This is a genomic window from Pseudomonas sp. BF-R-19, from assembly GCF_019956445.1.
In the GTDB taxonomy this organism is placed as follows: domain Bacteria; phylum Pseudomonadota; class Gammaproteobacteria; order Pseudomonadales; family Pseudomonadaceae; genus Aquipseudomonas; species Aquipseudomonas fluorescens_BH.
Map to the genome: position 1 here is coordinate 1 of NZ_JAHBDN010000056.1, position 13273 is coordinate 13273.

The window sequence follows — 13273 nt, forward strand, 5'->3', positions numbered from 1 at the left end:
GTGTGACAGTTGGCATTGTTATCGACTGACACACCGCCTTCGCGAGCAAGCCCGCTCCCACAGGTTTGCGGTGTCTGATCGTCAGCCTTTGATTCGGCCTCCAAGCTCGTATAGGGTGGCGTTTTTACCTACCAGGGAGCTGGCCATGTTGCGTCTGAGCGCGCTGTATCGTTATCCGTTGAAGTCCGCCAAGGGCGAGACCTTGCAAGCGATCGGTCTCGATAAACTCGGGCTGGACGGCGATCGCCGCTGGATGCTGGTGGACGAGGCCAGCGGTCGCTTCCTGACCCAGCGTGCGGTGGCGCAGATGAGCCAGTTGTCGGCGCTGTGGAATGCCGAGGGTGGCTTGACCCTTAGCGCGCCCGGCCATTCGCCGATCGACATAGCCTTGCCCGGTAACGATGCACAACTGCGTGGCGTGACGATCTGGCGCGATACCTTGCGAGTCCCCGATGCAGGCGATGAAGCAGGGGCCTGGGTCAGCCAGTTCATCGGAAAACCGACACGTCTGGTGCAGGTGCCGCTGGATCGGGCGCGGATGACAGAGGCTGGCTACGGCAAGGATGATGACCAGGTGGCATTCGCCGATGGCTATCCGCTGTTGCTGATTGGCCAGGCCTCTCTCGAGGACTTGTCGCAACGGGTCGGGCGTCCGTTGGAGATGCTGCGTTTCCGGCCGAACCTGGTGATCGAAGGCAGTGAGGCGTTCGCCGAGGACGGCTGGAAGCGTATCCGTATCGGCGAGGTCGAGTTCCGCGTGGTCAAGTCCTGTTCGCGCTGCATCCTGACCACCATCGATCCTCAAACCGGGGAGCGTAGTGACGACCGCGAACCCTTGACCACCTTACAGAAATACCGTTCCCAGGCAGACGGCGCAATGTTCGGCCAGAACCTGGTTAACGACGGCAACGGTCGACTCGAAGTCGGCATGCCGGTGGAGATCCTCGAGTAATTTTGCGCAGAATAAAAAATGCCCGTGTCGAAAAACACGGGCATTTTTTATTGCGGCGACTTTTTTGGTTGAGGCCGCGCAGGCTTAGCCGCGGTATTCGCACAGGTAAGCGGTGTCGACGGCGACTTTCAGCTGGAACTTGCTGTCGGCCGGCACGTTGAACTGGCTGCCGGCGACGAAGGTTTCCCAGTCGCTGCTGTCGGGCAGTTTGACGGTCAATGCGCCGCTGACCACGTGCATGATTTCACGCTGGCTGGTGCCGAATTCGTACTCGCCCGGAGCCATGACGCCGATGGTCGCTGGACCTTCTGCGGTGCCAAAGGCGATCGACTTGACGGTGCCGTCGAAGTACTCGTTGACTTTAAACATGGGCGATTCCTCGAAAAGGGCTAAAAAGGGCCGGCCAGTATGCACAAGGCCCTTGGCGTCGTCACCTGTCTAAAGCGGAAGAACCAGCGGCAGCAGGCGTGCGGTATTGCGCGCATCTTCCAGCGCCCGGTGTTGCTGGCCGGTGAACTGCAGGCCGGCCAGTTGCAGGGCGCCGTTGAGCCCCAGCGGGCGCTCCAGGCGCCGGGCCTTGGCAAAGCGCTGCTTGAGGTTCATGTGCGGCACGTTGGCCAGCACGCTGGCGAGTCCCAGGCGCTGCCATTCCTGAAGCAGTTGTTTGCGATCGTAATCACCCCAACTGACCCAGCCTTCAAGTCGCGTGTGGTGTTGGCCGAGCCAGCGTTCAAACGCCGGCCAGACTTCGCCCAGCGGTTGCGCGGCATCGATGTTGGCTTGGGTGATGTGCGTCAGCTCGCGGCAAAACGGCGTCAGCAACGGCCGCCGCAAAGGCCGGACGAAGCGCTGGAACTGGTCCAGTTCGCGTCCCTTGCGGTCCACCAGGGTGGCGCCGATTTCAATGATTTCCATATCTGTTACGGGCCATCCACCCTCATCGGTGGTGGCCTCCAGATCAATGACCAGCCAGTGAGGCATTGCAGGGTTCCTGGTATCCGCGTCCTGTAGGGTTTGAGCGTAGCCAAACCCGGCAGTTCCGCCTAGCGCCTTATTCGACCTCCAACAGAATCTGCCGGTTTTTCACCTGATCCCCGACTTTGACTTGCAAGCGTTTCAGAACACCGTCGATGCCCGATTTCAACGGGTGCTCCATTTTCATCGCCTCCAGTACCACCAGCAGTTGGCCCTTGGTCACCTGGCTGCCTTCGTTGACGAGGACGTCGACAATCGCCCCGTCCATTGGTGCCTTGAGGGTGCCGGAGCTGATACTGGCCTGGCTGCGGACCTGCGCCTGAGTGCGATCCATGAACTGCAGACTCCCCGGCCGGGTAAACAGCCAGAGACGCCCGGCCTCCAGGCGATAAGCGTGGCGTTGGCGAACGCCTTCGATTTCCAGGGTCGCCCAGCGTCCGTCGCTGTGAATGATCTTCAGTTCGAGGCTGCGCTCGGCGACCTGAATGCGCATCGGCTGGCCCGGGGTCGCCTGCAACGCTACCGGCCAGTCCTGATCTTCAAGGCCGATGCGATAGTGCAGCGGCACGCTGGCGTTGTTGCGCCAACCGCCAAGCGGGGCCGGGTGAGCCTGCGCCGCCGCCTGATAGAACAGGGCGGCGGCGATGGCCAAGTGGTGCGCGCTTGGGGTTTCGGGATGCAGGCAGGCGTGGTCGGCGAAATACTGCGGGATGAAACCGGTACTGAAATCACCGCTGGCGAACTGCGGGTGTTCCAGCAGACTGGCAAGCAAGCGTTGATTGCTTTGCAGCCCCAGCAGCACGCTGTCTTGTACCGCCTGCAGTAGTTTGCGTCGGGCTTCCTCGCGGGTGGCGCCGTGGGCGATGAGCTTGCCGAGCATCGGGTCGTAGAAAGGGCTGATGACCTGGCCTTCGATCAGGCCGTGGTCGATCCGCACGCCGTCCTGCAATGCCGGTTCCCAGGCCACGACGCGCCCGGTTTGCGGCAGGAAACCCTGGACCGGGTCTTCGGCATACAGGCGCACTTCCATGGCGTGGCCCTTGAGTTGCACCTGTTCCTGGCGCAGCGGCAATGGTTGCCCTTCGGCGATATTCAACTGCCAGGCCACCAGATCCAGCCCGGTGATCAGTTCGGTCACCGGGTGCTCCACTTGCAGTCGGGTGTTCATCTCCAGGAAATAGAACTGTCCGCGCGCATCCAGCAAAAACTCCACGGTGCCCGCGCCGACGTACTTCACCGCTCGCCCGGCCTTGAGCGCCGCTTCGCCCATGGCCTGGCGCAGCTCAGCGGTCATCACCGGGCAGGGCGCTTCCTCGATGACTTTCTGATGCCGGCGCTGCACCGAACAATCGCGTTCGCCGAGGTAAATCAGGTTGCCATGCCGGTCACCGAACAACTGGATCTCGACGTGACGGGGTTCGACCAGTGCCTGTTCGAGAATCAGTTCGCCGCTGCCAAAACCGTTCAGGGCTTCGGAGCGCGCGGTACGAATCTGTTCCAGCAAGTGGCTGGCGTCGTGCACCAGGCGCATGCCGCGTCCACCGCCGCCGGCGCTGGCCTTGATCATCAATGGATAGCCGATGCGCTCGGCTTCGCGACTCAAGGTGGCGTCGTCCTGCCCGGCGCCTTGATAACCGTTGATGCACGGTACACCGGCTTCGATCATGGCGATCTTCGACAGGCGCTTGCTGCCCATCAGTTCGATGGCCTCGGGGCTGGGGCCGATGAAGGTGATGCCGGCGTCCCGGCAGGCAAGGGCAAACCCGGCGTTTTCCGAGAGGAAGCCGTAGCCCGGATGGATCGCATCCGCGCCCGTGCGCCTGGCCGCGTCGAGGATGGCCGGGATGTTCAGGTAAGACTGTTGCACCGGGGCCGGGCCGATGTTGACCGCCTCGTCGGCCATCTGCACGTGCAGAGCATCGGCGTCGGCGTCGCTGAACACGGCAACCGTGCGATAGCCCAGCGCCTGGGCCGTGCGCTGGATGCGACAGGCGATTTCGCCGCGGTTGGCGATGAGGATTTTTTTGAGTCCGGGCATGGGTTGTTCCCTTGGTTTTGCGGTGTCTGTTCGGGCCTCTTCGCGAGCAAGCCCGCTCCCACAGGGTTTATGAACGACATAAGTCCAATGTGGGAGCGAGCTTGCTCGCGATGCTTTTAAGAGGCCCAGCCCGGTTTGCGTTTTTGCACGAAGGCCATCGTTCCCTCTATGCCTTCGGCTCCGGTCACCGCTTCGCTGAACCATTGAGCCGCTTGATCCAGCAATTCATCCGACGGCTGTCCGGCACTGGCCAGCAACAGTTTCTTGGTCGCCGCATTCGCCCCCGGCGCACAACACAACACGTGGGCCAAGACCTCATCGAGACGTTCGGCCAGGGCCTGCGGATCGTGTTCGACAAAATGCACCAGCCCCATGCGTCGTGCCTGGTGACCATCAAAACGCGCCGCCGTCAGGGCCAGGCGCCGGGCCTGGGTCAAGCCGATGCGTTGCACCACGAACGGCGCGATCTGCGCCGGCAACAGGCCGAGGCTGGTTTCCGGCAGGCCGAATTGCGCCTGGTGATCGGCCAGGGCGATATCGCTGACGCAGGCCAGGCCGAGACCGCCGCCGAGCACCGCACCCTGCAGCACCGTGATCACCACTTGCGGTGCGTGTTGCACCTCTTGCAATAGCGCGCCGAACACCCGGTTCAGATCCCGGTGCGCAGTCGAGCCTTGAGCGCGGGCGTTGGCCATGTCCTTGAGGTCGCCGCCGGCACAGAAGTGCCCGCCGACGCCGCCGATCACCAGTGCGCGAACCCCGGGTTTATCCCGTACCGCGGCCAGCACCGAGCGCAACTCGGCGACCATCTGCAAGCTCATCGCATTGCGGCATTCCGGGCGGTTGAGGGTGATGTGCAGCACGCCATTGTGCAGCTCCAGCAGTAAGGTCTGGCAAACCGGTAGGTTGTTCATTTCTTTTTCCCCGGCAGAATGCCCATCAGTTTGCAGATGATCCCCAGCATGATTTCGTCGGCGCCGCCGCCGATCGACACCAGCCGTACATCGCGGTAAGCCCGGGCCACCGGGTTGTCCCACATGAAGCCCATGCCGCCCCAGTATTGCAGGCAACTGTCGCTGACTTCGCGGCCCAGTCGCCCGGCCTTGAGCTTGGCCATGGAGGCCAGGCGCGTGACGTCCTGGCCTTTGATGTATTGCTCCGTGGCCTGATAGACCAGCGCCCGCAGGCATTCGATTTCGGTTTGCAGTTCCGCCAGGCGGAAGTGGATCACCTGATTGTCGATCAGTGCGTTGCCGAAGGTTTTGCGCTCCTTGCAGTATTCGATGGTGCTGTCGACGCAGTACTCCAGGCCCTTGATCATGTTGGCCGCGCCGAACAGGCGTTCCTCCTGGAACTGCAGCATCTGCATCATGAACCCCGCGCCTTCATGGCCTATGCGGTTGCGCTGCGGTACGCGCACATTGTCGAAAAACACCTGGGCGGTTTCCGAGCTGCGCATGCCGAGCTTGTCCAGGTGCGAGCTCAAGCTGATGCCCGGCGTGTTCATCGGCACCATGATCAGCGACTTGTTGATGTGCGGTTTGTCGTCCGAGGTGTTGGCCAGCAGGCAGATGAAGTCGGCGCTCGGCGAGTTGGTGATCCACATCTTGCTGCCGTTGATCACGTAGTCGTCGCCGTCCTTGCGCGCCGTGGTTTTCAGCCCGGCCACGTCGGAGCCGGCACCGACTTCAGAGACGCCGATGCAGCCGACCTGCTCTCCGCTGATGGCCGGGCGCAGGAATTCCTCGCGCAGTTCATCGGAACCGAATCGGGCCAGCGCCGGCGTGCACATGTCGGTCTGCACGCCGATGGACATCGGTACGCCGCCGCAATGAATGGTGCCGAACTCTTCGGCCGCGACGATCGAATAGCTGTAGTCGAGCCCCATGCCGCCGAACTTTTCCGGCTTGGAAATGCCCAGCAAGCCGAGGTCGCCGGCCTTGCGGAAGATTTCGTGGATGGGGAAGCGTCCGGCCTTTTCCCACTCCTCAACGTGCGGGTTGATCTCGTGTTCGACGAACTGGCGCACGGTGCGGCGCAGTGCTTCGTGTTCCTGGGTGAAGATCATTTTTATTGTTCTCCTTGAGCGGGCCTAGAGCCGGGCTACGCCAAAACTGTTGGCTTGCAATGGCCGCACCTGGGCCTCGTGACAGATATCCAGCAGATAACCAAGCAAGGTCCGGGTATCGCGCGGGTCGATCAAACCGTCGTCCCAGAGGTTGGCGCTGCCGTAGAGCGCCGTGGACTGGCTGTCGAGTTTCTGCGCGGTGACCTGTTCGAGCATGTCGAGCATTTTCGGGTCTGGCACCAGCCCGTCCTTGGCCTGTTTGGCCTCGGTGACGATGCGCAGTACCTTGCCCGCTTGTGCACCACCCATCACGGCGGTGCGGCTGTTGGGCCAGGCGAAGATGAAACGCGGGTCGAGGCCGCGTCCGCACATTGCATAGTTGCCGGCGCCGTAGGAGCCACCGACGACGATGGTCAGCTTCGGCACCCGGGCGTTGGCCACCGCCTGAATCATCTTCGCGCCGTGCTTGATCACGCCTTGCTGTTCCGATTCGGTGCCGACCATGAACCCGGTGGTGTTGTGGAAAAACAGCAGCGGCGTCTGGCTCTGGTCGCACAGCTGGATGAACTGGGCGGCCTTGCTCGCGCCTTTTGGCGTGATCGGGCCGTTGTTGCCGATGAAGCCACAGGCGCGGCCCTGGATTTTCAGATGACCGCACACAGTCTGCTGATCGAACTCGCCCTTGAACTCAAGAAAGTTCGAAGCGTCGGCCAGACGGGCGATGATTTCGCGCACGTCGTAGGGTTTTTTCGGGTCATCCGGGATCAGGCCCAGCAGTTCGTCGATGGGGTAGAGCGGCTCCTCCCAGCGACGTTCGGGGAGTGGGGGCAACTGCTCGTTCCACGGCAGCAAGGCGACGATCTCGCGCACCTGACGCACGCCGTCAGCGTCGTTTTCAGCCAGGTATTCGGCGGTGCCGGCGGTTTGTGCGTGCATCTCGGCGCCGCCCAGTTCTTCATCGGTGGCGACCTCGCCGGTGGCGGCCTTGAGCAATGGTGGGCCGGCGAGAAACAGCTTGGCCTTGCCGCGCACCACCACCACGTAATCCGACAATCCCGGCTGATAGGCACCGCCCGCAGTGGCCGAGCCGTGCACCACGGTGATCTGCGGCAACCCCATGGCTGACATCCGCGCCTGATTGGCAAAGCTGCGCGCGCCTTCGACGAAAATCTCCGCCGCGTAATTGAGGTTGGCACCGCCGCTTTCGGCGAGGGTGATCACCGGCAGTTTGTTTTCCATGGCGATCTGTTGCAGGCGCAGGGATTTTTTCAAGCCGCTGGGGGAGATGGTCCCGCCCCTGATCGCGCTGTTGTTGGCGACTACCAGCACACGCACGCCGGACACGTAGCCGATCCCGGCGATCAAGCCGCCACCGGCGCAGCTGCCATCCTTGTCGTCGTGCAGCTTGTAGCCGGCCAGGCTGGCCAGTTCGAGAAACGGCGCGCCGGGGTCCAGCAGCAGGTTGAGGCGCTCGCGAGGCAGCAATTGGCCGCGTTTTTCGAACTTCGGCTTGGCTTCGGCGGCCTTGTTCAGCAGGTTCTGTTCGAGCACGCGAACTTGCTCGATGGCGCTCAGCATCGCCGCACGGTTCTGGGCGAACGGCTCGCTGTGTGGATCGAGTAACGACTGAATCACCGGCATGGGTTATTCCTTGTCCTTCAATACGTCTGGTATGTAGGCGCGGTGGAAACCGTTGTACGACTGGCTGTTGGTCGCTTTATGGATCGGCCAGGCGCGACCGCCGAGGCTGGCGGCGCCGTCGATGCGCAAGGTGCTGCCGCTGACAAACGCCGCTGCGGGGCTGAGCAGGAAAACAATCGCCGCGCTGACTTCCGATTCGGTGCCGATGCGCTTGAGCGGCACGTGTTCGCGCAAGGTCGGAATCGCAGCCTTGAACGCTCCTTCGTAGGTGTCCATGCCGCTGGAGGCAATCCAGCCCGGCGCCACGGCGTTGACCCGCACCCCGGCATGACCCCATTCGTAAGCGGCGGTCTTGGTCAGGTTGTCCATGCCCGAACGTGCCGCACCAGAGTGGCCCATACCGGGCATGCCGCCCCACATGTCGGCGAGCATGTTGACGATGGCGCCGCCGTGCTGGCTCATGGACTGGTTGAACACTTCCCGGGCCATCAGGAAACCGCCCACCAGGTTGGTGCGCATCACCGTTTCGAAACCCTTCTGATTGATTGAGGCCAGAGGCGACGGGTACTGCCCGCCCGCATTGTTGACCAGGCCATGAATGGGGCCATGCTTGCGGATCAATTCGCTGACCAGGTGCTGCACTGGTTCTTCCTCGCGGATATCGCAAACCGCCCAGTCGGCCTTGCCGCCGTCGTCGGCGATCTCCGCCGCAACGGTTTTCAGCTTGTCGGCCTTGCGCCCGACCAGCAGCACATGGGCACCGAGGGCCGCCAGTTCGTGGGCGGTGCAGCGGCCGATGCCACTGCCGCCACCGGTGACGATGATGTTTTGGCCGGCAAACAAATCGGCTTTGAAAATCGAATCGTAGGCCATGGCGGCAATCCTCTAGTTGAACTGGTCGGCGATGCGCTGCGGCACCGGGATCTGGATTTCCAGCAGTTGCTGGGCGAAAGCCTTGCCTTGCGGATCGATGCGCAGGCTGGCGACACCGCCGCCGCCGAGGGCGTTCTCCAGCAGGAAATTCAGGCTGTGGCTGGCGGGCAAGTACCAGCGTTCGACCCGCCCGTGGATTGGATCGAGGACGTGGCCCATCCAGTCGACGATCACTTCCGGGGTCAAGGTTTCGGCAATCCATGGCAGGAATTCGGGCGCGCGAGCCATGACGCCGATGTTGCTGTGGTTGCCCTTGTCGCCAGAGCGGGCGACAGCCAGTTTGACCAGGGCCACGCTGGCATCGGCCAGGCCGACCGGTTTCGGCGGGGCGAACGGGGCTGGCAGGTCCAGCGGGTCGAGCACATCGAGGGCGGGCAGGGCACACGGGTGGCGCTGGCCCATGCAATCAATGTCCAGCGTGCAGGCGGTTTTGTCGATCAGGAACGAGAACAGCCGGATCAGCGGATACACCGTCGGCCGGCCACCGACAATGCCGGTCAGCCCGGGCGCCATGCCGGTGGCGGCCTGGGCGATTTCCCGGGAGAACACGATCAATGCCTGCTTGTCCGGATGGCGCACCGCGAGTTTGATCACAACTTCGCGACTGTCCTGACGTTGGCCGTGGGGGCCGTAGGTGGCCTCGCTGCCCAGCAACTCGATACTCACGTCGCTGTACGGCGCCCAGCCGCGCTGGCGGAACATTTCCGAAGTCTTGTTGATGATCGCATCACCGACTCGCCGCGCCTTGTCGACGGCATCGATGCCGGCGATCAGGCAACTGGCGGTGCAGCGGAAACCATCGGGGTACGTGGCGCTGACCTTGTATTGAGCGGTCGGCGGCAGACCTTTGGCGCCGTGCACCTGCACCGCGTTCCTGCCTTGTTGCAGCAATTTGACCTGAGTGAAATCGCACACCACGTCGGGCAGCAGGTAGGCACGTGGGTCACCGATTTCATACAGCATCTGTTCGCCCACCGTCAGCGGCGTGACCAGCCCGCCGGTACCTTCGGGTTTGCTGACGATGAACTGGCTGTCGGCGCTGACTTCGACGATGGGAAAGCCGATGTGTTCGTAGTCGGGCACGTCGCGCCAGTCGGTGAAGTTGCCGCCCGTGCACTGGGCGCCGCATTCGATGATGTGCCCGGCCAATGCCGCCTGGGCGAGCTTGTCGTAGTCGTGCCACGACCAGCCGAACTCATGCACCAGTGCGGCGCTGACCACCGCACTGTCGACCACGCGCCCGGTGATCACGATGTCCGCCCCCAGACGCAGGGCTTCGACAATGCCGGGTGCACCGAGGTAGGCATTGGTCGAGACGCACATCGATGGCAGGGGCGCGCCGCTGAACATTTCATGAATGCCCAGGTTGGCCAGTTGTTTGAATTGCGGCTGCAGGTCATCACCCAGCAGCACGGCGATCTTCAGCGCCACCCCGGCCTTGTCGCAGGCCGCTTGCAGGGCGGCGGCGCAGGCTTGGGGATTGACCCCGCCAGCATTACTGATGACCCGGATGTTTTGCTGCGCGAGCTGCGGCAGCAAGGGCGCGAGCACTTCGATGAAGTCGCCCGCATAGCCGGCCCGGGGATCTTTCATCCGCGCGCCGGCCATGATCGACAGGGTGATTTCCGCCAGGTAATCGAAGACCAGATAGTCCAGATAGCCGTGTTCCACCAGTTGCGCGGCAGCGGTCGAGGTATCGCCCCAGAAGGCGCTGGCGCAACCGATGCGAATTGTTTTAGGCGCAGTCCATTCCATAGCCACCTCCAACCGAAGTGTATCGACATTACCAAGCAAGCGCTTGGTTTGTAAATGACTTGATTTTCTTCTGCCCAAGCGCTTGCTTGGTTGCATCCATGCGCTTAAATTGCCCGCGCAACTCCGGTGTTTTCGGGGGGATCGGCGTTACTGATTGATCGACTGTAGGAGAGAATGGGTGGACGAGCAAAAAGCCCTGAGGGTCATGCGCCAATTGGTCGACGACGGCCAATTGACCGATCCGGACAGCGCCCGTGGCAAGTTGCTGCAAGTGGCGGCCCACCTGTTCCGCAATAAAGGCTATGAGCGCACGACCGTGCGCGACCTGGCCGGCGCCGTGGGCATTCAGTCCGGGAGTATTTTCCATCACTTCAAGAGCAAGGACGAAATTCTGCGCGCCGTGATGGAGGAGACCATTCGCTACAACACCGCGTTGATGCGTGCGGCCATCTCCGAGGCCGGCAGTGTGCGCGAGCAGGTGCTGGCGCTGATCCGCTGTGAGTTGCAGTCGATCATGGGCGGCAGCGGCGAGGCCATGGCCGTGCTGGTCTACGAATGGCGCTCGCTGTCCGAAGAGGGCCAGGCCAAGGTCCTGGCGCTGCGGGATATCTACGAAGACATCTGGCTGCAAGTACTGGGTGAAGCCAAGACCGCCGGTTTTATCCGCGGCGATGTGTTTATCACTCGGCGGTTCCTGACCGGCGCATTGTCCTGGACCACCACCTGGTTTCGTGCCGACGGCAGCATGAGCCTTGATCAGTTGGCCGATGAGGCGTTGATTCTGGTGCTGGAAGACCGGCAATAAGTTAGTGTTGGTCAGCATTAAACTGGCTAACTGGAAGAAACCGCCTAGCTTGAATGCATTGATGCTGTTTTATTGGGGAGTGGGGTCGTTTTGATGGGTTCGCCAATTCGGTCAGCCTCGCGGCTGTTGCTGTCGATGTTTGCGGCGTCAACGATGATGCCATCCCAGGCTGCGCAACTGGTGCGCATTGGTGCCGCGCACTTTCCGCCCTACACCGTGCGCCCGGAATCCGGGGCCGATACCGGGTTGCTGCCGCAACTGGTCGAGGCCCTGAATGCATCGCAAAGCGACTACCAGTTTGTCCTGGTGCCCACTTCCATTCCCCGGCGCTTCGGTGACTTCAAGCAGGGCCGGGTCGACATGGCCATCTTCGAAAATCCTGCCTGGGGTTGGGAAGAGATCCCCCACACGGCCGTCGACATGGGGCTGGAAGACGCCGAGATTTTTGTCGCGCAACGCCTGCCCGATCGACAGCAAAGCTATTTTTCCGACCTGAACGGCAAGCGCCTGGCACTGTTCAGCGGCTATCACTACGAGTTCGCCAACTTCAATGCCGATCCCCAGTACCTCGCGAAAAACTACAACGCCACGCTGACCTATTCCCATGACAGCAATCTGCTGATGGTATTACGCGACCGGGCCGACATTGCCCTGGTCACGCGCTCCTACCTGAGCGACTACTTCTTGCGCAATAAAAAAGTCGCTGATGAATTGCTGGTGTCCCAGCGCGTCGACCAGATCTATCACCACTACGCCATTCTGCGTCCTACCGCGCCTATCAGTGGCGAGGCCTTCAGCAAGTTATTGCAAGGCTTGCGGAACAACGGCCAGATGCTGAGGATTTTCGATCCGTACAAGATTGCGCTGGTGCCAATCCCGCGCAAAGGACTGGCGCCACAAGTCGCCAATTGACGGTCTTTTGCTAAATTTCCTGCCATGGCTCACGTCACTTCGTTGAACTGTCGACGATTATCGTGAGCCCGACCCATGCCCAATTTGAATGACCTGACTGTCCTGTGTCTGCCGACAGGCAGCCGTCTTGCCGCTGATGAAACCGATTGCCGTCTGAGCCTCAGTCTGGATGGGCAACCGTTGCTCACCCTGCGGCTGATTCGTGGCCCCGAGTTGCACGTGCAAATGGAGGCGCATTTCAGTCGCCCTGAAGGGCAGGCGTTGTGGGCGGCCTGTTACTGGCTGTTCGCTCGCGACTCCGACTGTCAGCGCCTGGTCTGGCAACTGCAAGACGTGCCGGACGAAGCCGTGTTCAGCGGCCTGCTGATTGCGACTTCCGTCAACGGTCAGTATCTCTGCGAGCGCACCTTGTTCTGGCAGTTGCCGCAACCGTGGCTGGGGCATTCACTGACCGGCAGCTATCCACAGCAAATGCTCATCACTGATGGCAAGCGTCATCCACGGCGGCCGGTCAAACCCCGGGGTGAAGTGTATCGACGCTTCGATGCGCGGCTGGGTGCCCGGGTTTCCCTGCGCGCGCTGGACATCGAGCAAGACCTGGCGCGCTTCAACCGCTGGCAGAACAGCCCGCGTGTCGCCAGTTTCTGGCAGGAGGAGGGCAGCCTCGAACAGCATCGCCAATACCTGAGCAAACTCGAAGCCGACCCGCATACGCTGACGCTGATCGGTTGTTTCGACGATCAGCCGTTCGCTTATTTCGAAGCCTACTGGGCCAGGGAGGATCGCATCGCACCCTTCTACGAGGCCGGCGATTACGACCGTGGCATTCACATGCTGGTGGGTGAAGAACATCACCGTGGTCCGCACAAGGTGGCGAGCTGGTTATCGGCGTTGGTGCATTACCTGTTTCTCGATGATCCGCGCACGCAGCGCGTGGTTGCCGAGCCGCGTGCCGATAACGCGAAGATGATCGGGTACATGCAGGAGCAGTGCTTTCACTGCGAGAAGGAGTTCGACTTTCCGCACAAGCGCGCGGCCTTGATGGTGTTGGGGCGGGAGCGGTTTTTTGATCGGTGCAGACTGGCTTGAGGCTTGAGACTCAAGGTTCGTTGTGGTCTTGAGTCAGCCTTCGCGAGCAAGTCGAATCGTCGCACCGCCGCTCCCACATTTGTCCTGTGTTCGCAGGACCCTGTG

At 62.0% G+C, this 13273-nt stretch carries 12 protein-coding genes; 4 read left to right on the top strand and 8 right to left on the bottom strand.

All coding sequences use genetic code 11. The annotated features are described in order from the left end of the window. The first annotated feature begins 145 nt into the window (after window positions 1-145). Window positions 146-952 (top strand): MOSC domain-containing protein, encoded by an 807-nt coding sequence (locus KGB28_RS15455; protein ID WP_223446353.1) that lies wholly within the window; start codon window positions 146-148, stop codon window positions 950-952. A gap of 84 nt (window positions 953-1036) precedes the next feature. On the opposite strand, the gene KGB28_RS15460 is transcribed toward KGB28_RS15455, so the two are convergent. From KGB28_RS15460 to KGB28_RS15495, 8 genes are all read right to left on the bottom strand, one after another. Then, window positions 1037-1321 (bottom strand): pyrimidine/purine nucleoside phosphorylase, encoded by a 285-nt coding sequence (locus tag KGB28_RS15460; RefSeq protein WP_223446355.1) that lies wholly within the window; start codon window positions 1319-1321, stop codon window positions 1037-1039. A 69-nt stretch (window positions 1322-1390) separates the two neighbouring features. Next, the gene (locus tag KGB28_RS15465; RefSeq protein ID WP_223446357.1) at window positions 1391-1933 is read right to left on the bottom strand and encodes an exonuclease domain-containing protein; all 543 of its coding nucleotides are present in this window, start codon (window positions 1931-1933) and stop codon (window positions 1391-1393) included. Between the two features lie 70 nt (window positions 1934-2003). Beyond that, the gene (locus tag KGB28_RS15470; protein WP_223446358.1) at window positions 2004-3965 is read right to left on the bottom strand and encodes an acetyl/propionyl/methylcrotonyl-CoA carboxylase subunit alpha; all 1962 of its coding nucleotides are present in this window, start codon (window positions 3963-3965) and stop codon (window positions 2004-2006) included. A gap of 116 nt (window positions 3966-4081) precedes the next feature. Continuing rightward, window positions 4082-4879 (bottom strand): enoyl-CoA hydratase/isomerase family protein, encoded by a 798-nt coding sequence (locus KGB28_RS15475; RefSeq protein WP_223446360.1) that lies wholly within the window; start codon window positions 4877-4879, stop codon window positions 4082-4084. After that, on the bottom strand, window positions 4876-6033 hold the full coding sequence (gene atuD / locus KGB28_RS15480) for a citronellyl-CoA dehydrogenase (protein ID WP_223446362.1): 1158 nt from the start codon (window positions 6031-6033) through the stop codon (window positions 4876-4878). Before atuD ends, KGB28_RS15475 begins: the two co-directional genes overlap by 4 nt. Before the next feature lie 24 nt (window positions 6034-6057). Continuing rightward, entirely contained in the window at window positions 6058-7674 is a 1617-nt protein-coding gene (gene atuC, locus KGB28_RS15485; RefSeq protein WP_223446364.1) for a geranyl-CoA carboxylase subunit beta, read from the bottom strand. A 3-nt stretch (window positions 7675-7677) separates the two neighbouring features. Beyond that, complete coding sequence (locus KGB28_RS15490) at window positions 7678-8547, bottom strand: SDR family oxidoreductase (RefSeq protein WP_150755986.1); 870 nt, start codon at window positions 8545-8547, stop codon at window positions 7678-7680. A 12-nt stretch (window positions 8548-8559) separates the two neighbouring features. Then, entirely contained in the window at window positions 8560-10362 is a 1803-nt protein-coding gene (locus KGB28_RS15495) for an acyclic terpene utilization AtuA family protein (protein ID WP_223446366.1), read from the bottom strand. A gap of 178 nt (window positions 10363-10540) precedes the next feature. On the opposite strand from KGB28_RS15495, the gene KGB28_RS15500 reads away from it, so the two are divergent. The 3 genes from KGB28_RS15500 to KGB28_RS15510 all read left to right on the top strand — a co-directional run bounded on the left by KGB28_RS15500 (window position 10541) and on the right by KGB28_RS15510 (window position 13168). Next, entirely contained in the window at window positions 10541-11167 is a 627-nt protein-coding gene (locus tag KGB28_RS15500; RefSeq protein ID WP_223446367.1) for a TetR/AcrR family transcriptional regulator, read from the top strand. 93 nt (window positions 11168-11260) lie between these two features. Next, window positions 11261-12079 (top strand): substrate-binding periplasmic protein, encoded by an 819-nt coding sequence (locus tag KGB28_RS15505; protein WP_223446369.1) that lies wholly within the window; start codon window positions 11261-11263, stop codon window positions 12077-12079. Between the two features lie 75 nt (window positions 12080-12154). Next, window positions 12155-13168 carry a GNAT family N-acetyltransferase gene (locus tag KGB28_RS15510; protein ID WP_223446371.1) on the top strand — a complete coding sequence of 338 codons (1014 nt, stop codon included), beginning with the start codon at window positions 12155-12157 and terminating at the stop codon, window positions 13166-13168. The last annotated feature ends 105 nt before the right edge of the window (window positions 13169-13273 follow it).

Bases quoted from the DNA above. Each gene is read 5' to 3' on its own strand.
- KGB28_RS15455 (WP_223446353.1), top strand. From the start codon at position 146: ATGTTGCGTCTGAGCGCGCTGTATCGTTATCCGTTGAAGTCCGCCAAG.
- KGB28_RS15460 (WP_223446355.1), bottom strand. From the start codon at position 1,321: ATGTTTAAAGTCAACGAGTACTTCGACGGCACCGTCAAGTCGATCGCC.
- KGB28_RS15465 (WP_223446357.1), bottom strand. From the start codon at position 1,933: ATGCCTCACTGGCTGGTCATTGATCTGGAGGCCACCACCGATGAGGGT.
- KGB28_RS15470 (WP_223446358.1), bottom strand. From the start codon at position 3,965: ATGCCCGGACTCAAAAAAATCCTCATCGCCAACCGCGGCGAAATCGCC.
- KGB28_RS15475 (WP_223446360.1), bottom strand. From the start codon at position 4,879: ATGAACAACCTACCGGTTTGCCAGACCTTACTGCTGGAGCTGCACAAT.
- atuD (WP_223446362.1), bottom strand. From the start codon at position 6,033: ATGATCTTCACCCAGGAACACGAAGCACTGCGCCGCACCGTGCGCCAG.
- atuC (WP_223446364.1), bottom strand. From the start codon at position 7,674: ATGCCGGTGATTCAGTCGTTACTCGATCCACACAGCGAGCCGTTCGCC.
- KGB28_RS15490 (WP_150755986.1), bottom strand. From the start codon at position 8,547: ATGGCCTACGATTCGATTTTCAAAGCCGATTTGTTTGCCGGCCAAAAC.
- KGB28_RS15495 (WP_223446366.1), bottom strand. From the start codon at position 10,362: ATGGAATGGACTGCGCCTAAAACAATTCGCATCGGTTGCGCCAGCGCC.
- KGB28_RS15505 (WP_223446369.1), top strand. From the start codon at position 11,261: ATGGGTTCGCCAATTCGGTCAGCCTCGCGGCTGTTGCTGTCGATGTTT.
- KGB28_RS15510 (WP_223446371.1), top strand. From the start codon at position 12,155: ATGCCCAATTTGAATGACCTGACTGTCCTGTGTCTGCCGACAGGCAGC.